This window comes from Rhodococcus koreensis, assembly GCF_017068375.1.
GTDB lineage: Bacteria > Actinomycetota > Actinomycetes > Mycobacteriales > Mycobacteriaceae > Rhodococcus_F > Rhodococcus_F koreensis.
The window spans coordinates 8,935,615-8,956,338 of record NZ_CP070609.1; the positions used below are offsets into that span (position 1 = coordinate 8,935,615).

Sequence of the window (20,724 nt, forward strand, 5' to 3'; positions counted from 1 at the left end):
TCACGCGTCCGGCCGAGTCGATACGTGCATCTTCCATTGTGTGAGAGGATAATCGGGTCAACCCGACCGGACGCGTCCGGGAGCGGAAGGTTCCGTGCACCGTGCTTCCGCGGTCGGTCCACTACGGCATGTAGCGTCAAGTGTCTGGCCGAGGATGCGAGTGGATCTGGGCCGCCACAAGCAATGGCATATAGTCCTGGTAGCACCTTCGGTCGGCTATGTGGCGCCAGTGGTTGCGGTGAGACGGCCCGGATGGACCGTTGAACCGAACCTATTGTGCGGCCTCATCCACTCGTGACGTCTTGGCGTCGGGCGCTTCTTTCGCCCGATTCCAGCACGGCCCACCCAGCGTCCTCATGCCCGGCGAGGAAATGCCAGTACATTGACACAGGTTCCATGGCCACACAACGAGACACCTGATGAACGCGCAGGTCGAAGCGTCTCAAAATGCCACGTGTCGTCGCTGTTGATTGGCCCAAATTTTGAGATCCATCATATTGGACATGGAAGCGGGTCGCCGCGCCCGTACCGGATAACGGCCGGGCGCAGTCAGCGGCACAGACCACGGAGTGGATGCAGGCCACTCTGGAGCTGTACCGGGAGTATTGGCTGGACGAATTCACCCTGGAGCGGGTGGCCGACCGGACCGGGTGTCGTTCAAGACGGTGCAGCGCAAGTTCGGTAACCGGGGACGGTCTGCTGTCCGCGACGCTGCGGTGGATCGGCCGCAGGTCACAGCACAGCGCTTCCCAGTGATGGCCGGTGATGTCGACGCCGCCGACGAGAACCTGACGACACACTACGAGCAGTGGGCCGATGATCGAACACAGTGCCGTGACAGCCACCGCACCAACAAGCCGCCCGGACGTAATCTGGAGAACGCGGCGACCCCTGCTCGAATCCTGACGCAATGCGCGGGCGCACCCCGCTGCATCCGGCAGTCGCCGCGTACCGATGTGCTTGTGGCGCTGCGGAATGCCACTTCGGACGGCACCAATGGTCTCGACGCCCACGTCGTGCTCACCGCGTTCGCCCGGCCGCGTCGTCCCTCCGCTGCGGTGCATGTCCTTCAGCCGTGCTGTGTGGCCATGCTTGGGCGAGCCATAGCCCCGTTGACCGCGTTGTCGAAGAGGAAGGTTCGCCGGCTTGTGCCGGATGGCCCGTGCAGAACATGATTCACTTGCCGCGCATCGCGAGAGAGGTCCGGTCACGACGATGCGGGTAAACGCCGAAAGGCAGGCGACATGACGAGACTGTGGATAGCGGGGGAGCTTGTGTCCGTGGTCATCGTCCGCAGTGGCGTAGCCCGTGTAGTCATGCGGCCGCCGTCGTCGTCGACGACTGCGGGTGGTGGACGAGTCACCGCTTGCGCTTGGTGACGAGACGGCTGCGAAGGACTAGCTCGGCGAGCCGTACCCGTTTCTGGTTCTGCGGAAGGTCCTCGACACCGAATTTGGCGAACAAGGCGCGCAGGTGGGTCTTGACTGTGGCGTCGGACAGCTGCAACTCCTCGGCAATCTGCGAGTTGGACGGCGGACACGCGAAAGGAGCGTGGTGTTGAAATGGGCGGCACAGTGTATCGAGAATGTCCCGCTCTGCGCCGGTGACCGCGTGGAGCGGTGGGTCGGCCGGCCCACCGGTGTCGACTTCCTCGATCGCGTGGGTGGCGTGGTAGGTCACCAGCGAGGCGCCGATCCGGATGCAGTCACCCGGTCGCAATCGACGCCGACCGACGAGACGTCGACCATTCACTTCGGTGCCGTTGAGGGACAGTCCACCGTCGATAATCGTCCAATGTCCGCCTGCCCACTCGATGACGGCATGCACCCGTGACACCAACGGATCCGATGTCAACGCGACGTCGGCCTGCGGGCAGCGCCCGAGAACCACGCGCGGGTCGTTGACCGACAGCGCCAGACGGCGCCCGCGGCTGTCGTTTGTGTACAGCAGGAAGGGCGTGTCAGCGCCGCTGACGGCAGCTACCCGCTGTGACGACGGCTTGTCTGGGACCGATTCGGGTCGATCGTTTTCGTTGTGGTGGATCATCGCACCTCCCGGTGGATTCGGTCGGTAGGCAGTGGTCCTCCGGCAATGATCGTTGCTATCAGTTCAGAGGAACTCTCTAAAGTGTGGTCTCGGTGTCGGAGGGAATCTTCATCATCAGGGCTGCGAATTCTTCACCCCTGGGGGTATTTCGCAGGTCGTGACTCGGCGGCTGCGGCGGGTACCGGCCGGCCAGATCGTGGATGGCCATCGACTGCCCTGCGAGCGTGCCGGGACGGATTGACGACGCGTGTGGTGGGCAGGTTTGGCGTTACAGCCAGCACTCTCGTGAGTCGACTGATCGGTGAAACCGGATGTCACATATCGCTGCGCCGTGCTGCGGCGTCGACGATTCTGCTGTTGGGGGAAGTCCCTTCGGCTGCTATTCATTTCGAGATCATTCGGTGAGTAGTCGACTCAAGGCGGTCGCATCGCTGCGCGAGTCTCGGTGTGCAACAACGATCGTCACCGCCGATCGAGATCGTCGGGAAAGTGCCTGTGGGGGACTGTTCACTGTTGCGGCCCCCGTTTCTCGCGTTCCGGATCGGAGGATCCCCGGTTGGGGAGACGAAGCTGCAAGTTGATACTTCTGTGCCGCAGAAGGATCATTGCGGTGTGTTGTACGGGCGCCGTATGCCATCACCAGAAATCCAGAGCGTGCGCGATCGCCGTGGATTGTGCGTGCGTGGGCCGCAGCGCATCGCCGATGGCATAGACAGTGTGGCCCACGGTCGCGACGGACATCCCGTGGACCCCGGTGGGCAGAGCCGGCAATTGCGACCAGGTCCCCGCGACCACGTCGTAGGCCTCGACGGTCGACAGCACCCGGGTCGGTTCTTCGCCACCGACCGCGACGATCCGGCCGTCGATGAACGCCGCACCGAGCCCGTCGCGCGCCGTGGGCATGCCCGGCAACGACGACCAGGTCCCGGTGGCAGGGTCGAACCGTTCGACCGCGGCAGTGTTCTGGTCCGACGCGAGATCGCGCCCGCCGAGGGCATAGAAGTACTTCCCGTCCGACACCCCGGCCAGGTGCTCTCGTGGTGTGGGGATGTCCGAGACGGTCGTCCACTTCGTACCGTCGAACACCTCGGTCGTCGGCACCAACGCACCGTTCGCCTGTCCCCCCGCGACCACGATCTTGTCGCCCACCACGGCTGCGGCACCGGCCGCCCGCTGCTCGTTCAGCGGGGGCAGGTCCACCCAACTGCCGTCCCGCAGCGCGAGCACCCGATCCGACGTCGTCCCGGTGAGGTTCGGGCCGTCCGGCACCCATCCGCCGAGTACCACCACCTCGCCCCCGTATTCGACGGCCATCGCATGATTGAGCGGGACCGGCAGGTCGGGGCCGGCCTTCCACGTGTGGATGATGCTGATCGCTTCCGGCCAGGGCAGCGGTCCTTCTCGGCGGATCTGCACTGCCAGCGAATCGCGCGGGTGATAGTGCATGACGATGGACGGGCGACCGGCGGCGATCACGCCGACCTGCAGTATATTCGCGATGTTCGGGTGGCCGGAGAGCCCACCCATCGCGTAGCCCTCCCGCAGGAAGCGCTCGCGATTCTCGGGATCCAGGTCTGACGTCAGAACCTTGATTGCCACGATTCGGCCCAGTGACCGCTGCAGCACACGGAACACGACACCGAAGCCTCCTCGGCCGACCTCCTCGCCACCCCGCGAACCCACCGGCGTCCAACTCGGCCACGATCCCGCCCACGGCACGGGCTGCGTCTCGGCTGACGTCGGCCATCGGGGCGCCTCAGCTCCGTCCACTATCCGCCGAGATGACGGGCGGGTACCCATCCCCGACCAATCCCCAAGTCGTCGAATGCGATCGACGACCGTGCGCACCGTGTCGGAGAAGGCCCGCCGGCTCGCCACTCGGACCGGCGGGGTCGGCGACGTCGGACCCGACGGCAGGCGCACACGTGTTCATCGAAACCACTCTTCCGACGCCGGGGTCAACACGAGACGCAGGTCCCTTTACGAGTATCGACGGCATGAATGGTCCGATCACGCCGGCGAAGCCCGGCGCTTGTCGCCGAATCGATCCTGTACGAGAAGTATTCGACCGATTGAAATCTGCGTCAAGATGACAATGTACCCACCCTAGGGTGTCTATCCGGGGCTCCGACTTCGCCCCACGATCACGGTAGCTGGGCAGGGGGCGCTGCGCTCCTCCGTGGGGAGAGAAAGTGCCGTGAGGTCACGTTCGGGTCGTCCCGCGGTGATGGTGGGGGGCGCATACTGGCATGTGTGTTTCGGTCGATCGCGGTTGCTCTATGGTGCCGGTGAGCCCGCACGGTAGCTTGCGAAGGTGGGCGCATCTCATCCACGGGCACCGTGGAATGTTGCCTTCGAGCACGAATGTCAGTTTCCTCTTTTATCCTGCCCTCCTCGAAACGCACACGCCGACAACGGGGCCCGAGCCGCCTGCGCGGCCGGGGATGATATGTCAGGAGCGGTGTGATGGAGGTAGTACACGCGCGTTGCGCGGGGATCGACATCTCGAAGAAGGACGCAAAGCTCTGTGTCCGGATGCAGGGACGCGGCCGGATCCGGACGACGGCGACGGTAACGACCTGGGGGTCGATGACCGGGCAGATCCTGGCGCTGCGGGATCACCTGCTCGCGGAGAATGTCACCTGTGTGGTGATGGAGGCAACCAGCGATTACTGGAAACCCTTTTACTACTTACTCGAAGACGGACTCGACGTCATGTTGGTCAATGCCCGTGACGTCAAAAACATGCCCGGCCGCAAGAGCGACGTTTCGGATGCCGCGTGGCTGGCGGACCTGGGGGCGCACGGGTTGGTGCGGGCCTCGTTCGTCCCGGATCCGCCGATCCGAGAGTTGCGGGATCTGACCCGCACCCGAACCACCATCACCCGCGAGCGCAGCCGGGAGGCGCAGCGCCTCGAGAAGCTGCTCGAGGATGCCGGGATCAAGCTGACCTCGGTGGTCTCCGACATCACCGGGTTCATACCGACAAAGGTGATTGAGGCTTCGCATTGTCTTCACGAACCATTGAGGGAGTCTCATTGCGAATACGTAGCGCGGTAAGGCCGAGCCCGCCCCCGATCATCATCGAGGGCGGTTCTCGAGATTCTTCTGTATCGTCGTCCCTCCGCCAGGTACCCGCATCAGCGGTACCCGCGTCGTGTACAGGGAGGGCCGCGCAGCGTGCGATCGGCCGCCGCGCTGGACGTGCGGGGTGAGTTCAAGCGGATTGCAAGCGTCCTCGTCCTCGGTGACGTCGAACCCCATTCGAACCGAGCACAGGAGCAAACTCCGCGATCAACATCCCCGCGGCACCCACCGGTCCCAGGACATGCGTTGGCCCCCTCCTTCGGAGAGTCGGGCACATGCCCGTCCTGCGCCACGCCAGAGCGCCGACCATACGAGAGGATCGTCATGCGCCATTTCCGATACGTCGGCACCCACGAGAGGATCCACCTAGCTCCCTCGGCCCGCATCATCGACTACGGCGACATAGTCGCGGCGCGGAGCAATCCCGATCCGCGCTACTTCGAATTGGTAGAACCAGACCAGATCACCGCGCGGAAACAAACTGACAACCGCCGATCGGCACGTCTACCGGACCGCGGCTAGCCCCCGCAACCACTTCTGCTCCTCACAGAGGCCGCCTCGGCGGCGTGGGTCGAACACCCAACGCCCTCACAGTGATCGCCGACCGCACAGACCACCCCAGCTCGACAGAGAATAGGACCAGCAAACCGATGAAACCCCGGACCATCCACGCCACCGACCTGCAGTGGGAATCGCTCGCCCTCTGGATTCTCGAATGGGAAGGCGTGGACTACCCCGAACCGACCCTGACCGAGTGGAGCACCGAACTCGCCGCCGCGGCCACCGGGGTCGACCGCCGAATCAGCTGGAACCCCACGCAAAATGCCGTCACCGCCCCCGAGGAACTCGACCTACCTCGGCTCGAAAACACTCTCCGCGTTGCCGTACGCCGACTCGCCCGCGGCTGATCAGTCTTGAAGGGACTGTCGGGATACCGGTTGAATTGCGTTCGTGGCCTGATTCTCAGCGCGGTCCTCGGGTCGGGGTCCGGTTCATCGCTGCACGTCGCGGCTGGCGGCCGACACAACACGGCGCCTGATTCCGCCGCTTGATTCCCCCGGCGAACTCAGTCCCGTACGTCGCTCGACGGATGCTGCGCTACCTCCGGTGCTGGTTCTGCTCGCTCGTGGTCGAGCAAAGCGCTTTGCGAACCACGTAGGGCAGCGTCCCGTTGTGCCGTAGATAGGCGATTTCGTTTCGGGTGTCCAGGCGCATCCGTACCGGCACGGACTTTTCGGTGCCGCCGGGGTACATGATGTGCAGCGTGAGTCGGTTCATTCCGACCACGAGTCGGTCGAGTCCTTCGAAGCTCAGCGATTCGGTGCCGTCGAGTGAGTAGTTCGTTACCGTGTCGCCGTCGCCGAACTGGATGGGGAGGATACCCATTCCGATCAGGTTGCTGCGGTGGATACGTTCGAAGCTTTCCGCCACGACCACTCGAACCCCCAGCAGCGCTTGGGACTTCGCGGCCCAGTCACGGCTGGATCCGGCGCCGTAGTTCTTGCCGGCGAGGATGACGAGCGGGATTCCCGCCTCCTGGTAGGACGGTGCCGCGTCGAATACGGGAAGGATCTGACTACGGTCTGCGGTGTACGTCCATCCGCCGGGGCCACCTTCTTCGGGCGGGAGGAGGCGGTTGTGCACGGCCGGATTGGTGAAGGCGCCGCGGATCATCACTTCGTGGTTGCTGCGTCGCGTCGAGTACTGGTTGAAGTCGCGTGGTCGCACGCCGAATCCACGCAGGTATTCCGCTGCCGCACTGTTCGGTTGGATCGCCCCGGCCGGAGAAATGTGGTCGGTGGTGACGTTGTCGCCGAGCACGAGCAGAGCCCGTGCGGCCCTGATCGTCATGGTCGGCGACGGTTCGGCGTCCAGGCCTGTGAGGTAGGTGGGCCGCCGAATATAGGTGGACTGGGTGTCCCAGTCGAAACGGATCTTGCTCTGACCGGACAGTTCTCGCCATTCGGCGGTACCGGTCCGGATGGCGGCCGTGTTCTTCCGGAACATGTCGGGGCGGACGGAGGCCGCGACGATTGCGGCGACCTCGGCGTCGGAGGGCCACAGATCCCGCAGGTACACCGGGGTCCCGTCCGCCCGGCGACCGAGGGGGTCGGTGTCGAAGTCGTGGAGGATTGTGCCGGCCAGCGCATACGCGACGACGAGAGGCGGCGACGCCAGGTAGCCGAGGTCGAGGCGCGGGTTCACCCGACCGGGGAAGTTGCGGTTTCCGGACAGCACCGCTGTCGGCACGATGCCTTCGTCCACGAGTTCTTCCATCCGGGGGTGCAGGGGGCCGGAGTTGCCGATGCAGGTCATGCAACCGAATCCGACGGTGTAGAAGCCGAGCTTTTCGAACGAAGTGAGAAGGCCTGCCTCGGACAAGTATTCGGTGACGACCTTGGAACCGGGAGACAGCGACGTCTTGACCCACGGCTTGCTGGTGAGTCCGGCGGCGGCGGCGCGTTGCGCGAGTAGGCCGGCCTGGACCATCAGCGTGGGGTTGGCGGTGTTCGTGCAACTGGTGATGGCCGCGATGGCAATGGGCCCGTGGGGGATCTCCTGCCCGAAGACGGGGTCGACACCGCGGCCGGAGGACGGGGCCGGGGCGGCTTCCAGGAACGACGCGGGCACGTTGCCCAGTGCGACACGTTCGTGCGGCATGCGTGGGCCGGCGAGGCTGGGTTCGACCCGGGCCAGATCGAGTGCGAGGTTTTCGTCGTACGTCGGTGCCGGACTTCCGGGGTGACGCATCATCTGCTGGGCGTCGAGGTATGTGCGGACGATCCGGCAGTGGCCGGGGCTGCGGCCACTGAGTTCGAGGAAGCGCAGTGTCTGCTCGTCGGTGGGGAACAGCGCACAGGTCGCCCCGTATTCGGGGGCCATGTTCGAGACCGCGGCGCGATCGGCCCACCCGAGGTCGAGCGCGCCGTCCCCGTGGAATTCGACGAACTTGTCGATGACGCCGTGCGCACGGAGCAGTTCGGTGAGGGTCAGGGCGAGGTCGGTTCCCGTGACGCCGCTTCGCAACTTCCCGGTCAGCTTCACCCCGACCACGGTGGGGTACTGGATGGTGACCGGCTCGCCGAGCATCGCCGCCTGCCCCTGCAGACCGCCGACGCCCCAGCCGACGATGCCGATCGAGTTGATCATCGGGGTGTGACTGTCGGTTGCGACCAGTACGTCCGGATGCAGCGTGGGCGGTTCGGTGGATCGGTCCACCCACACCGCGGTGGCGAGCGATTCCATGTTGACCTGGTGGATGATGCCGGTTCCGGGCGGGATCACGCCGAAGTTCGCCACGCTCTGTTCCGCCCACTTGATGAACCGGTACCGCTCGCTGTTGCGGCGGAAATCGATGTTCAGGTTGGCCTCGAGAGCGTCCGGGCTCCCGTACTCCTCCGCGATCACCGAATGATCGACGGTGAGATCGACGGGGATCGACGGCTGCAGCGCGCCGGGATCGCCGCCGAGTTCGGCGACGCTGTCGCGCATCGCGGCGAAGTCGGCGAGAGCCGGTAGGCACGTGGTGTCGTGCAGCATGACGCGGTTCGGGTGGAACGGCAGTTCGCACTCGGTGGTCTCGCCGCGGAAGCGGGCCAGGACGGCGTCCAGGTTTGCCGGGGCCCGCCGGGCGACGTTCTCGATCAGGATCCGGATCGCGTACGGTGCCGCGGCGATCTCGTCGGGGGTGAGGATCGAGTCCAGCGGGAGGTACCGGTAGCGGGTCTGCTCGATCGCCATCTCGTTCGACTCGGAAGTCTGCAGCGTGGTCATGGATTCCTGCCGTCACTGAGCTGTGTACGTGGTGACGGGTCGGCGACCCGCACCGACGCCACCGCGTCCGTACGAGCGAATCGACCGCGCCGTCACCGCCACACGTGCTGGTCTGCTATTGCTGATTCGTACAATCGCAGATCATCCGGAGCCGCGCCCGGTCAGGAAGCGATATCCCTTTCCCAGTTGAGCCAGAAGGGGATACGCGTCACGGTCGAGCACTCATCGCATGAGTTCACGCGGAACCTGACGTTCTACTACTCACACATACTGTACTAGTTAGCGTAAAAATACAAGAGTGATCGGTGTTGGTCCGAGGGACGGCGATCAGGCCGCGCTGAACTCACGGCAGTACCTGCGTTCCCGGTACCCGATGCTGGGTATCTGTGGATGACCGACGCATGGAATGTGCGGTGGAGCATCCGTGTGACGACGGCGAGACCGGCATGGGCGACGGTGGTCAGTGGGTGATGCCGGTTTTCTTTTCGCGGACGGTGTCGAGGTGGTGGTGCAGGTATTGGGAGGCTTGTTCGTTGTCGCCGGCTTCGAGGAGGTCGAGCAGGTGTAGGTGTTCGGTGGCCTGGGTGACCAGGCGGGCGCGGTCGGCCTGGTGGTTGTACTCGATCAGGCGGCGTAGTCGGTTGACGCGGCGGACGGCGTCGGAGAGGTAGGCGTTGTGCGCGCAGTCGACGATCATCTCGTGGAATTCGGACCCGTACCGGAACAGTTCGGTGCGGGAGAGGAACACGATGTTGCCGTGCAGCATCGACTCCTGCTGCTTGCGGTGCAGGGCGAAGGCGTCGGGGTCGATGGTGTAGCCGGGTTCGAGGAGGGCGGCGGGTTCGACGATGAGGCGGAACCGGTAGGACTGATCGTGTGCTTCGGCGGTGGTCAGGGTCCGGGAGAATTCCCAGCCCCGGCCGGGGCGGCGGCGGATCAGGTCTTCCGATTCCATTCGGGTGAGGACGAGGTTCGCCTGACGGGTGGTCAGCCCGTAGCGGCGGGCGAGGTCGGTGGTGGTGAACTCGCCGGTGAACCGGCCGCCGAGGTGGTCGTCGACGATGCGGAAGTAGAGTTGTTCCTCGTCGCCGGTGTCGGTGGAGAACGCGACCTTGGCCAGGTCGGCGGCCGACATCTTCAGGTGGAACCCGCGGCGCGGGAGTTGCTCGACCAGTCCGATGTCGGCCATGTAGGACAACGCTTTGCGGGCGGGGGTCCGGGAGACGCGTAGCGAGTCCGCGACCCATTGCTCGGACAGGTGCGCTCCTTCGTCGAGTTTCTCCTCGCGGATCAGCTCGATCACCCGCATCGCCAACGATGTCGGCGACACCCGAGTCGACAACAACCCCGGCGACGCCACCGACCGACCTGGATCCGACGACACCATCAACACCTCTCGCCATGCTCGTCGATCGCGGTATCCACAGCGCGCGGCGCGATCCGGGCCATTTTACCGTGAGCATGAGCCCGTGCTCGTGAGCGAACAGGCACCCGCCATGCCGGACCCGACCGAGAAGGAAGATCCCATGACCTCTCAGCCGATCAGTGCGCCGCACTGTGTCGCAATCGTCGGCTCCCGGACCTCCGGCGAGCGCAGCCCCACGGCACCGGCGTTTCGGTGTTCAGGATCGAAGACGCCGGCCGATGAAACAGGTCGGCGACGTTCACGGACACGATCTTCGTGCGCCGAATCGGCACGGACATGCAGCTCACACCGCATGGTTCCGCCGCACTGCGGGGTGCCCGGCCCGCGGCACCTCGCCTCCCACCCGAGCATGCCGATCCTGTGCGCCATCGACGAGCTGTCGTCGATGTGACGGTATTCGACTGGGACGGCACTGGGGGTCGCCTCGGTCGGCGGCAGATTCTGTCCTCGACTCGCCGATGGACGTCACCGACACCAGAGGCGGCGACGTCGCGGTCCCTCCCGAACGGGCGATCTGTCTACGCGTCCAATCAGCGGGGCGCCGACGAGGCCACCTGGGCAGACCCGGACCGGACACCATCGTGGTGTATCGGGGCGATCCGGGCACGGGCTACTGACAACGGTGGGATGGCGCTCCACGGGAGGACTACGGCAGCGCCTGTTCACGCTGAACGAGAAGGGAAGTCGGGTGTCCACGCGCACGATCGCAGCCACACCACGGTCGAGTTCGATACCGACCCGCACACCGGAGAACTGGCACCACCGTCCCGGCATCGAGACCGTACCCGGTGTGCGTGGTGGTCACGGCCCCGCGGCAGTAGCGCGGGGTGCGGTCGCCTGTCCGCTACCGGTCGGCCGCACTGCGCGGGCGGTTGCCGAGCCGGAGGGGTCGGGCGAAGGTGTTGTGGTGGCCCCCCTCGACCAGGTAACGCGGGGCGACGTTCGCCCAGCGGGTGTAGTGCGGCGCATTCCGGTGTGTCACGAAGAACGCCTCCTCGTCGGCGTAGATCTCGTACAGGTAGAACCGGGTCGGCTGCTCGGCGTCGCGGTGCACGTCGAAGACCAGGCACCCGGGTTCGTCGCGCAGTGACGCCTCGGCGTTCTCCGTGATGGCGTCGACGAACGCGTCGACTCGGTCGGGCCGTACCTCCATGGTCACGAACAGTGTGAAGGTCATCGGTGGTCCGCTCGCGGCGGCGTCACACCCAGGGAGGCGGCGAGGTCGGCCAGTTTGGCCACGGTGCGGGCAGGCAGCTGCACCGTACCCCCGGCACTGGCAACCGCGCGGTTCTCCATCTCACCGGGAACGAGGATTTCGGCGCCCGGCGCGGCCTCGGAAGACTTGACGGTGTCGATCAGATCATCGATGCGCTGATCGAACCGGGCCCGGGGCATGATGGCCTCGATGGCGAGAGCGATGACAAGATGCCCGCAGCCGCTTCGCCTGTCGGGTACGAACGGGCCGACGACATCGGTGGCGTAGGAACTTCCGGTGAGCACCCCGGACAGAATGTCCATCATGAACGAGATGGCGTAGCCCTTGTGCCCGGCCATCGGCAGGATCAGCCCGTCGATCGCCGCCTGAGGGTCGGTGGTGGGCAGCCCGTTCGCGTCGATCGCCCAGCCCTCGGGAAGGCGGATGCCCTTCTCCCGCGCGGCGTAGACCTTTCCGCGGGCCACTCCGGTGTTGGCGATGTCGAGAACCACACAGCCGTGAGAGCCGCCGGGGACGGCGATCGACCACGGGTTGGCACCGATCATCTTGTCCGTGCCGCCCCACGGCGCCATTGCAGGGCTGCCGTTGGTGGTGAGGATTCCGACGCAGCCCTGGTCGGCGAGTGTGCGGGTCCAGTAGGCGGCGGTACCGAAGTGATTGCTGTTGCGGACGGCGACGGCACCGATACCGTGGGAGGCGGCCGCCTCACCGGCGAGCGCAACGGCGGAATCGGTGACGACCTGTCCGACGCCGTCACAGCCGTCGAGCACGGTCACGGCCCCGAATGTGCTGATCACCTCGGGGACGCTGTTCGGGTTCATCACCCCGGACTGCAGGCGCGCGACATACCAAGGCAGGCGCAGCATCCCGTGGGACGGGTGTCCCCACATGTCGGAGGTGATGAGCGATTCCGCGACCAGGGTGGCGTCGGCGCGCGGTACGCCGACCGATTCGAGGACGCGGGCGCCGAAGTGCGCCAGCTCGTCGGCCCGGAATCGGTGGGTGTCGGCGGTGAGGGTGCCGGTAGAGGCGTGGGTCATCGATACTTTTCCTTCAGGCGCGTCACTTCGGCGTCCGCGACGGGCGCGGTGCGATGACCGTGGAGCAGCAGGTGCAGCTTCGCGGTTTCCTCGAGTTCTTCGAGCGCATCGGCGGCCGAGGCGAGGTCCGTGCCGGCGACGATGGGACCGTGGTTGGCGAGGAGCAGGGCATGGTGGTCGGTTGCCATCTTTTCGGCCACCGGTCCGAGTCGATCGTCGCCGGGTGCGTGGTAGGGAAGTACCGGCAGGGCGCCGACTCGCATCGCGTAGTAGGCCGTCAACGCGGGTATCGCGTTGTCGTGGTCGACATCCCGCAGGCAGGACACGGCCACCGAGTGGGTGCTGTGGGTGTGGACGACGGCGCGGGTCTCGGGGCGGGCCCGGTACATCGCCAGGTGCAGGAACGCCTCCTTCGTCGGTTGCGGTCCGTGAAGGTGCTGTCCGTCGATGCTGACGCGGGAGAGGGCTTCGGCGTCGAGTTGTCCGAGGCTGATACCGGTGGGAGTCATCAGGATGGTGCCGTCGTCGTCGACGGCGCTGAGGTTGCCGGTGCGGCCGAAGGTGAGGCTGCGACTGAAGAAGGAGTCGCCGAGCGCGACGATCTGGTCGGCGATGCTCATTCGGCCGGTCCCAGCAGTGCGGCCCGCACCAGCAGGTCGGGGGTGCCGAAGTTTCCGGATTTGAGGAGCAGGGTGACCGGCTGGTCGGTGTCGAGGGTCGTGCACCAGGGCACACCGCGATCCGCCTCGGCGTCGACACGCACGGCGGTGACACCGAGGGCGTCGACCACGGCGCCCGAGGTTTCGCCGCCGGCGACGACGAGCCGGTGGGCCCCGGCGTTGACCGCGGTTCGGGCGAGGTCGCCCATGAGTTTTTCCAGTTGTTCGGCGGTGTGGGGGTCGGCGGGCCCGCGTTCGTCGGCCGGGGCGGAGGAGTAGATCAGGATCGGGTCGTCGCCGAGGTGGGCGGTGAGCCAGGCGTGCGCGTCGGGCAGCAGATCCCCGACGGTGTCGACGGTGCGGGGGTCGAGGCGGTAGGAGGCGTATTTCTCGCGGGCGAGGGCGACCTGGCCGAGGGTGGTCTGGGAGCAACTGCCGGCGAACACGACGGTGGGGCCTGTCGATGTGGGGTGGGGGTCCGCGCCGGTGCGAACGGCTCCGGGCGTGATGCGCCCGACGGCGCCGGCGAGTCCGGCCGACCCGGTGACGATCGGCAGGGCCCGGGTGGCGGTGGCGATCGCGTCGAGGTCGGATTCGTCGACGGCGTCGACGACCACGTGCCGCACCCCGTCGGCGGCGAGTTCGGTGATCCGGTCCGTGATGGCGTCCGCACCCTGGTGGACGATCTGCAGCGGAACGAGTGCCACCGGGTGCGAGGTCTGCCGCTGCAGTACACGAATCAGGTCCGCGTCGGTCATCGGGGTGAGCGGGTGGTGGCGCATCGACGATTCGGACAGCAACCGGTCGTGTACGAACAGGTGCCCCTGGTAGACGGTGCGTCCGTGTTCCGGGGCGGCGGGGCAGATGACAGTGACCGCCTCGTTCCGCGCGGTCAGGAGGGCGTCGGTGACCGGGCCGATGTTGCCGTCGTCGGTGGAGTCGAAGGTCGAGCAGTATTTGAAGTAGTCCTGTGCGACGCCGCGCTCGCGCAGCCACTGCTGCGCGGTGAGCGACGTCTCGACCGCCTGCGCCGCCGGCAGCGAGCGGGTCTTGAGTGCGATGACCACCGCATCGGGTTCGTCGAGGCTCGCGTGCGGGTCGGGTGGGCCGAACAGCAGGACGGTGTTCAGTCCGCCGCGGCGGAGTGCGGCGGCGACGTCGGTGCCACCGGTGTAGTCGTCGGCGATGCAGCCGATGATCGGGGTCGTCATGGTCGGCTCTCCAATCGGTCCCGGACCGCCCGCGCTGCCAGGTGCGGTGGGCTGACCACCGGCAGGCCGGTCAGCTCGGCGAGGTCGTCCGCGGCGAGACTGAGTGAGTACTGGGCGAGGCACAGGGTGTCGATGTCTCGTCCGTCGAGGTCGGCGGCGAGCGTTTTGACGAGCTGGTCCAGGTCACCGGCGGCGGCCGCGGCACCGGCGCTGAAGATCGGGACGATCTCGGTGTGCGCCTGGTGGGCATCGAGGTGGATGCGCAGCCGTGCGGCGGAGTCGGCGGCCGCCGTTTCCAGTGAGGCCAGAACCGCCACCGCGTGGGGTCGAGTGCGTGCGAGGTGGTTCATCATGTCCAGATCGGATGCGAACACCGGTGTGGTCCAGAGCTGTTCGGCCACCGCGACGGTGTCGCCGTACATGGAGCAGGCCATCAGCACGGCATCGGCGCCTCCACCGATGCCGTGCCGAATCAGATCGAGCATGCGGCGCCGCAAAGGTGGGGTGACGGTGCCGGCCTGGTCGGCGTCCGCGCCGAGTCGATCGTCGAGCAGATTCCACAACCGTGCCTGCGGCATCTCGCGGGCGAAGGCCTCGGTCGTGGGGGCGATAGATGCCGTCGTCGAATGAACGATCGCGATCACCGGATGGTCGGTCACAATGTCTTCCTCACCTCGTGGTGCCGGTTGGGCTGAATGGTCAGCTGCCGCTGATGGTCTTCGCGACGGCGCTACCGAAGTCGCTGGTGCCCGCGTGGCCGCCCATGTCCGGGGTGACGGTGCCGTTCGCGACGGTGGTGTTCACCCCGGTTTCGATCAGTTCGGCGGCCTTGATCAGTGCGGCGTCGTTGTGTTTGGCGCCGAGCCACTGCAGCAGCATGCCCGCGGACAGGATCATCGCGATCGGGTTGGCGATGTTCCGGCCGGCGATGTCAGGAGCGGATCCGTGCGAGGCCTGCGCCATCGCACGGTCGAGGGACGCGTTGATCGAGGGGGCGATGCCGAGGGAACCGGCGATCTCACCGGCCAGATCGGAGAGGATGTCGCCGAACATGTTCTCGGTGACGATGACGTCGAACTTGTCCGCCCGGCGCACCAGGTGCACGGTCATGGCGTCGATGTGGAAGTCGTCGATCTCGACGTCGGGGAACTCCTGGCCGATTTCACGGCACACGTCGCGGAACAGTCCGGTGGTCAGGCGCAACACGTTTGCCTTGTGAACGATCGTGAGCTTGTGTCGACGAGCCTGCGCGAGCTCGAACGCGGTGCGCGCGATCTTCTCCACCGCAGCGCGTGTGATGATGCCCATCGCGATGGCGGTGTTCGCATCGGGCATGAATTCGCCTGTTCCGGCGTAGGTGTTGCGGTCGGCGTAGAAGCCCTGGGTGTTCTCACGGACGATCACCAGATCGGTCCCGGGCACGATCGCCTTGGCACCCTCGAACGCTTTCGCGGGGCGGATGTTCGCGAAAAGGTCGAAGTGCTTGCGGATGGTGCCACTGGGGTTGAGCTGCGACTTGTACGGCTCGGGGTAGGCCGCGCTGTCGTGCGGGCCGAGCAGCCAGGCGTCGGTGCCGGCGAGAGCGTCCAGCGTCGAGGACGGGATCGGGCTGCCGTGGGTGTCGATCGCCGACCGGCCGAGGGGCAGCCTCACCCACTCGGCGGCGGCGGCGCCGGCGGCGTCGAGGGCCGCGTCGACGACCTCGACCGCGGCGGGCACGATCTCCGGTCCGATGCCGTCGCCCTCCAGCAGTCCCAAACGCAGGTTCCGGGTCGTTGCAGTCATGGATGTTCCTTCCGAAGTACGTGATCAGAGAAGTCTCGATGTAGCGCCGGGTGACTCGACGGCATGTGCTCAGTTTGTCGCATCACGCGCATTAATACAATCACGATTGTGGCACAGATCTCAGCGCAAGGGGAAGGGTCTAGCTGAAGATTTGCACGAGGAGCAGGGTAAACACGCAGATTGTTGCCAGATTCTCAGTTCGGTCCCAATTGTTCTAGTGAAAGAATCCATGCAATTTCTCCGCTGAGCCCCTTGACGGGAGATCGTCATGCGGCGCATGATCTGTGTCACACATCACTTAGACCGCTATCCGCGTCACCAGCCCAGGAGGCCTGATGGAACGCCCATCACCCCGAGCCACCCGCATCCGAAAGGGCATAGGCATCTCTCATCGAGTCAACCGGTCGTCCCTGCTCACTGCATCGGTTGCAGCCGCGCTCGCCGTCACCCTCACCGCGTGCGGTGGACCGTCGGACAGCGAAATCGCCGCCATGACAGTCGAACTGCCCGAGTCGTACCCGGCGGACTACCAGCAGATCGTCGACCAGTCGAAATCCGAGGGGGGTGAACTGACCATCTACTCCAACACCGACCAGGAGAACTGGGTCCCGATCTTCGAAGCGTTCGAGGAGAAGTACCCCTGGGTGAGTTCGGTCAACGCCACCAACCTCGACAGTGACGAGGTGTTCCAGCGCACGCTCAGCGAGCAGGCAACGGGTTCGGCGCAGGCCGACATCGTGGTCTCCAACGCGGCCGAGGCGTGGGGTGACTTCGCCGAACGACCCGGGACGCTGCTCGACTACACCTCACCCGAACTCGCGGCATTGCCGGACTTCGCGCAGCCCGTGCCGAACGTCTACGTACTCTCGGTCGACCCCATCACGGTCGCCTACAACACCGCGTTGCTGCCCGAGGACGAACAACCCACCGGCATCCACGACCTCGCGGAGATGGTGAAGAACGATCCGGACACCTTCGACGGCAAGATCGCCTTCCGGGATGTCAAGGGCGCCTTCGGATACACCGTGACCTCGGCCTTCATGGACCATTCCCCCACGGCGTGGGAGGACATGGCGACGATCCTGCCGCAGGCCCGCCCCGAGACGTCGACCGGCTCGATGCTCGAGAAGGTCACCTCCGGCGAGTACGCGGTCGCGTTCTTCATGGGTGCACCCGCGCTCACCGCGGAAGACCGGACCGGCGGACTACTCGAGGCAAGTTTCATCGACGACGGACAGCCCATGCTGCGCCGCGGAATCGGAATCCCCAGCAGCGCACCGCACTCGGCCACCGCGAAACTGTTCCTCGACTACGTGCTCTCGGCCGAGGGGCAACAGAAGGTCTCCGAAGGCGGCCTGACGGCGTACCGGCCGGGCATCGAGAAGTCCCCGGAATCCAACGTACCCACCTACGACGACGTCCTCGCCGAGGTCGGAGCCGAGAACGTCATCCAGATCCCCTACACCAAGACACCCGAAGACGAGTCCGACGCGTTCGTCGCCCGATGGAAATCCCTACTCAACTGACGAGGAGGTGAACGGAGCATCATGACCATGACCACACCCACCCTGCCTGCGACCGAAGTCCGGCCGGCCAAACCCGGTGAATTCGAGCCCCCACGCTACCGGCAGTTCCTCGGTATCCGGCGCGACAACGTCATCCAGTACCTGACCCTGGCGGTCCTCGCCGTCCTCGTCCTCGCCCCGGTCGTCCCGATTCTCTACCAGTCGGTCGTCGACCGGCCGTTGTACGAGGCCGGCGGAATCTTCACCCTGGACAACTACACCAGCCTGTTCACCGACGCCGGATTCGGCGCCGTCGTGTGGAACACCGCGAAGTTCGCGATACTCACCACCCTCCTCGCCCAGCTCTTCGCCGTACCGATGGCCATCCTGACCGTCCGCACCAAGCTCCCGCTCGGCCGGCTGATCGGCGGCGGCATGCAGTGGCCGTTCTTCATCTCGTCACTGCTCCTCGGCTTCGGCTGGATCACCATGTACGGGCCCGCCGGATTCTTCAGCGTCCAGGTGCGTGAGCTCCTCGGAGTCGTTCCCTGGAACCTGTACTCCATCCCGGGGATGGCATTGACCGAGGCCGTGGCGCTGGCGCCGATCGCCTACATCTTCTGCGTCAACGTCCTCCGGCGCAGCGACGCCTCACTCGAAAGCGCCGCCCAGGTATGCGGCGCCGGCCCGCTGCGCATCCTGTTCAACGTCGTCGTGCCGATGCTGCGGCCCCCGGTGGTCTACAGCTCCGTACTGATCATGAGCATGTCGATCGAAACCCTGAGCGTTCCGCTGCTCTACGGCGCACCCGTCGACATCCAGGTGTTCTCGACCTTCCTGTACACCAACGGCCTGCAGTCCATCGACCCCGACTACGGCATCCTCGGCGCCGCATCGACGCTGATCCTGCTCGTCACCATGCTGCTCGTCTGGTCACAGGCCAAGCTGCTCAAGAACTCCCAGCGATTCGTCTCCGTCCGCGGTAAGGCCACCCGCCCCCGGCTCCTCGAACTCGGCCCCATCAAGTGGATCGGTCTGTTCTTCATTGCCGTCTACCTGATCTTCGGTGCGATCATTCCGATCTTCGGACTCATCTTCCGCTCCTTCACCCTCGTGCTGACCCCGCTCCGGTCCCCGTTCTCGACACTGACGTTCGACAACTACCAGCGCATCTTCGAATACGAGGCCTACCGGCAATCCATCGTCAACAGCGTCGTCATCGCCGTCATCGGTGCGGTGGTCTTCAGCTTCCTCGCCACCCTCGCCGTGCTGATCTCCCGGCGCTCGACGTTCCGGTTCAACAAAGTAGTCGAATACCTGGCGCTGGCACCGCAGGCCATGCCCGGCCTGATCATCGGCATCGGCTTCTTCTGGGCCGTTGCCTACGCTCCCAGCTTCATCGGGACCATCCTCTCGGGAACCCTGTGGATCCTGATCATCGCGTTCGGTCTTCGCGCACTGCCCTCGGCCTACGGCAACCTCGCACCGGTGATCATGCAACTCGGTACCGAACTCGACAACGCGGCCCGGGTGAGCGGAGCCGACTGGTTCCGCACCTTCACCCGCATCCTCGCCAAGCTGATCGCGCCCGCGTTCGCCGGCGCCATGGTCCTGGTATTCGTCACCATGATCAAGGAATACTCGCCGGCCATCTTCCTGTCGTCGGCCCGCACCAACGTCATCGGCACCACGGCACTCGAGCTGTGGACCCAGGGCAACACCGGCTCGGTCGCAGCACTGGCGACCGTCCAGATCGCGCTGACCGCGGTGTTCGTCCTGATCGCCAACCGTCTTTTGAAGGGAAACAAGGAAAATGCCTGAAGTCGTCGTCAAGAATCTCGTCAAGGACTATGCGGGAAACCGGGTCCTCAACGATGTCAGCTTCACCATCGCGGACGGGGAGTTCTTCACCCTCCTCGGCCCCAGCGGTTGCGGAAAGTCGACCACCCTCAACTGCGTCGCCGGCCTCGAACGCCCGGACGAAGGCTTCATCAGCGTCGCCGACATCGTCTTCCTGGACTCGAACGCCAACGTCTTCGTCGCCCCCGAGGGCCGCGACCTCGGCATGGTGTTCCAGTCCTACGCCCTGTGGCCGCACATGACCATCGGCGACAACCTCGCGCTGCCCCTCAAACTCCGCAAGGTCCCCAAGCCGCGCCGCGCCGAACTGATCGCCGACGCCCTCGACAAAGTCGGACTGCTCCACCTCAAAGACCGTTACCCCCACCAGATGTCGGGCGGACAGCAGCAGCGCGTCGCCCTCGCCCGAGCCCTGGTCTATGCACCGAAGGTGCTGCTGCTCGACGAGCCACTGTCCAACCTCGACGCCAAACTGCGCGAGCAGGCCCGCTCCTGGCTCAAGCGCCTGCAGTCCGAGGTCGGCATCACCACCATCTACGTCACCCACGACCAGGACGAGGCGCTCTCGCTCAGCGACCGCATCGCCGTCATGTCGAAGGGCAACATGCTTCAGGTCGGCACCCCCACCGAGATCTACGAGAAGCCGGCCGTCGCCGAGGTCGCGAACTTCATCGGCCGCTGCAACTTCCTCGACGGGATCGTCACCGGCGTCCACGGCGACGAGGTGGTCCTGAACCTGACCTGCTCGGATCAGTCCCTACTCGTCAACACCGCCTTCCAGGGCGTCACCGGACACTTCGGCACCGGCCAGAAGGTCACCGTCGCGGTGCGACCCGAACGGCTCACGCTCGCCGATTCGTCGAGCGGCGTTCCAGCGGGCAGTGCACTACAGGGAACGGTCCTCGAAACCGCCTATGTGGGATCGCGATTCGAGTACCAGGTGCAGGTCGGCGACGTCGTCGTTCAGGCCCTGCACCATCACGGCCGCTTCACCGGCGACGTCACCCTCGCACTGCCCGCGGACGGGTGCCTGATCTATCCCGAGCCCGCACCGGTCTCGGACGAAGCCAAGCAACTCATGACCGTTCACTGACAGGAAAATAGGACGAAGCAAA

Annotated in this window: 14 protein-coding genes and 3 pseudogenes; 6 read left to right on the top strand and 11 right to left on the bottom strand. The window is 65.7% G+C overall.

The features are described 5' to 3' along the window. Nucleotides 1-650: 650 nt before the first annotated feature. Nucleotides 651-1,175, top strand: coding sequence for a hypothetical protein (locus JWS14_RS40790; protein ID WP_206015837.1), 525 nt, complete (start codon nucleotides 651-653; stop codon nucleotides 1,173-1,175). A 184-nt stretch (nucleotides 1,176-1,359) separates the two neighbouring features. On the opposite strand, the gene JWS14_RS40795 is transcribed toward JWS14_RS40790, so the two are convergent. The 3 genes and pseudogenes from JWS14_RS40795 to JWS14_RS52265 form a co-directional block, all read right to left on the bottom strand. Beyond that, the gene (locus JWS14_RS40795) at nucleotides 1,360-2,046 is read right to left on the bottom strand and encodes an FHA domain-containing protein (RefSeq protein WP_206015838.1); all 687 of its coding nucleotides are present in this window, start codon (nucleotides 2,044-2,046) and stop codon (nucleotides 1,360-1,362) included. A gap of 636 nt (nucleotides 2,047-2,682) precedes the next feature. Further along, nucleotides 2,683-3,411: pseudogene (locus JWS14_RS40800) on the bottom strand (Kelch repeat-containing protein); the annotation flags it as partial. A 57-nt stretch (nucleotides 3,412-3,468) separates the two neighbouring features. Then, nucleotides 3,469-3,846, bottom strand: a pseudogene (locus JWS14_RS52265) (protein kinase domain-containing protein); the annotation flags it as partial. A 666-nt stretch (nucleotides 3,847-4,512) separates the two neighbouring features. On the opposite strand from JWS14_RS52265, the pseudogene JWS14_RS40805 reads away from it, so the two are divergent. Together JWS14_RS40805 and JWS14_RS40810 are read left to right on the top strand one after the other, a co-directional pair. Continuing rightward, nucleotides 4,513-5,049 (top strand): annotated as a pseudogene (locus tag JWS14_RS40805) (IS110 family transposase); the annotation flags it as partial. A 734-nt stretch (nucleotides 5,050-5,783) separates the two neighbouring features. Continuing rightward, nucleotides 5,784-6,041, top strand: coding sequence for a hypothetical protein (locus JWS14_RS40810; protein ID WP_206015839.1), 258 nt, complete (start codon nucleotides 5,784-5,786; stop codon nucleotides 6,039-6,041). Between the two features lie 190 nt (nucleotides 6,042-6,231). On the opposite strand, the gene acnA is transcribed toward JWS14_RS40810, so the two are convergent. The 8 genes from acnA to JWS14_RS40850 all read right to left on the bottom strand — a co-directional run bounded on the left by acnA (nucleotide 6,232) and on the right by JWS14_RS40850 (nucleotide 16,244). Beyond that, a complete protein-coding gene (gene acnA / locus JWS14_RS40815; protein WP_206015840.1) occupies nucleotides 6,232-8,907 on the bottom strand; it encodes an aconitate hydratase AcnA in 2,676 nt (891 codons plus the stop codon). A gap of 460 nt (nucleotides 8,908-9,367) precedes the next feature. Then, nucleotides 9,368-10,291, bottom strand: coding sequence for a GntR family transcriptional regulator (locus JWS14_RS40820; protein WP_206015841.1), 924 nt, complete (start codon nucleotides 10,289-10,291; stop codon nucleotides 9,368-9,370). 886 nt (nucleotides 10,292-11,177) lie between these two features. Continuing rightward, nucleotides 11,178-11,510 (bottom strand): putative quinol monooxygenase, encoded by a 333-nt coding sequence (locus JWS14_RS40825; RefSeq protein WP_206015842.1) that lies wholly within the window; start codon nucleotides 11,508-11,510, stop codon nucleotides 11,178-11,180. Further along, nucleotides 11,507-12,589 carry an Ldh family oxidoreductase gene (locus tag JWS14_RS40830; protein WP_206015843.1) on the bottom strand — a complete coding sequence of 361 codons (1,083 nt, stop codon included), beginning with the start codon at nucleotides 12,587-12,589 and terminating at the stop codon, nucleotides 11,507-11,509. Before JWS14_RS40830 ends, JWS14_RS40825 begins: the two co-directional genes overlap by 4 nt. Further along, nucleotides 12,586-13,209, bottom strand: a complete 624-nt coding sequence (gene otnC / locus JWS14_RS40835) for a 3-oxo-tetronate 4-phosphate decarboxylase (protein ID WP_206015844.1) — start codon at nucleotides 13,207-13,209, stop codon at nucleotides 12,586-12,588. The genes JWS14_RS40830 and otnC overlap by 4 nt, the downstream gene beginning before the upstream one ends. Next, entirely contained in the window at nucleotides 13,206-14,459 is a 1,254-nt protein-coding gene (gene otnK / locus JWS14_RS40840; protein WP_206015845.1) for a 3-oxo-tetronate kinase, read from the bottom strand. The genes otnC and otnK overlap by 4 nt, the downstream gene beginning before the upstream one ends. After that, nucleotides 14,456-15,118, bottom strand: coding sequence for an aspartate/glutamate racemase family protein (locus tag JWS14_RS40845; protein ID WP_206015846.1), 663 nt, complete (start codon nucleotides 15,116-15,118; stop codon nucleotides 14,456-14,458). The genes otnK and JWS14_RS40845 overlap by 4 nt, the downstream gene beginning before the upstream one ends. 40 nt (nucleotides 15,119-15,158) lie before the next feature. Then, entirely contained in the window at nucleotides 15,159-16,244 is a 1,086-nt protein-coding gene (locus JWS14_RS40850; protein ID WP_206015847.1) for an isocitrate/isopropylmalate dehydrogenase family protein, read from the bottom strand. A gap of 335 nt (nucleotides 16,245-16,579) precedes the next feature. On the opposite strand from JWS14_RS40850, the gene JWS14_RS40855 reads away from it, so the two are divergent. The 3 genes from JWS14_RS40855 to JWS14_RS40865 are packed head-to-tail and all read left to right on the top strand — an operon-like array spanning nucleotide 16,580 to nucleotide 20,702. Beyond that, a complete protein-coding gene (locus JWS14_RS40855; RefSeq protein ID WP_206015848.1) occupies nucleotides 16,580-17,770 on the top strand; it encodes an ABC transporter substrate-binding protein in 1,191 nt (396 codons plus the stop codon). A 27-nt stretch (nucleotides 17,771-17,797) separates the two neighbouring features. After that, nucleotides 17,798-19,570 (top strand): ABC transporter permease, encoded by a 1,773-nt coding sequence (locus JWS14_RS40860; protein ID WP_206015849.1) that lies wholly within the window; start codon nucleotides 17,798-17,800, stop codon nucleotides 19,568-19,570. Continuing rightward, nucleotides 19,563-20,702 carry an ABC transporter ATP-binding protein gene (locus tag JWS14_RS40865; protein WP_206015850.1) on the top strand — a complete coding sequence of 380 codons (1,140 nt, stop codon included), beginning with the start codon at nucleotides 19,563-19,565 and terminating at the stop codon, nucleotides 20,700-20,702. Before JWS14_RS40860 ends, JWS14_RS40865 begins: the two co-directional genes overlap by 8 nt. The last annotated feature ends 22 nt before the right edge of the window (nucleotides 20,703-20,724 follow it).

What these genes read in the sequence shown, in the direction of transcription:
- otnC (WP_206015844.1), bottom strand. Translation starts at nt 13,209, where the DNA reads ATGAGCATCGCCGACCAGATCGTCGCGCTCGGCGACTCCTTCTTCAGT.
- JWS14_RS40860 (WP_206015849.1), top strand. Translation starts at nt 17,798, where the DNA reads ATGACCACACCCACCCTGCCTGCGACCGAAGTCCGGCCGGCCAAACCC.
- JWS14_RS40825 (WP_206015842.1), bottom strand. Translation starts at nt 11,510, where the DNA reads ATGACCTTCACACTGTTCGTGACCATGGAGGTACGGCCCGACCGAGTC.
- JWS14_RS40865 (WP_206015850.1), top strand. Translation starts at nt 19,563, where the DNA reads ATGCCTGAAGTCGTCGTCAAGAATCTCGTCAAGGACTATGCGGGAAAC.
- JWS14_RS40810 (WP_206015839.1), top strand. Translation starts at nt 5,784, where the DNA reads ATGAAACCCCGGACCATCCACGCCACCGACCTGCAGTGGGAATCGCTC.
- JWS14_RS40830 (WP_206015843.1), bottom strand. Translation starts at nt 12,589, where the DNA reads ATGACCCACGCCTCTACCGGCACCCTCACCGCCGACACCCACCGATTC.
- JWS14_RS40795 (WP_206015838.1), bottom strand. Translation starts at nt 2,046, where the DNA reads ATGATCCACCACAACGAAAACGATCGACCCGAATCGGTCCCAGACAAG.
- otnK (WP_206015845.1), bottom strand. Translation starts at nt 14,459, where the DNA reads ATGACGACCCCGATCATCGGCTGCATCGCCGACGACTACACCGGTGGC.
- acnA (WP_206015840.1), bottom strand. Translation starts at nt 8,907, where the DNA reads ATGACCACGCTGCAGACTTCCGAGTCGAACGAGATGGCGATCGAGCAG.
- JWS14_RS40850 (WP_206015847.1), bottom strand. Translation starts at nt 16,244, where the DNA reads ATGACTGCAACGACCCGGAACCTGCGTTTGGGACTGCTGGAGGGCGAC.
- JWS14_RS40855 (WP_206015848.1), top strand. Translation starts at nt 16,580, where the DNA reads ATGGAACGCCCATCACCCCGAGCCACCCGCATCCGAAAGGGCATAGGC.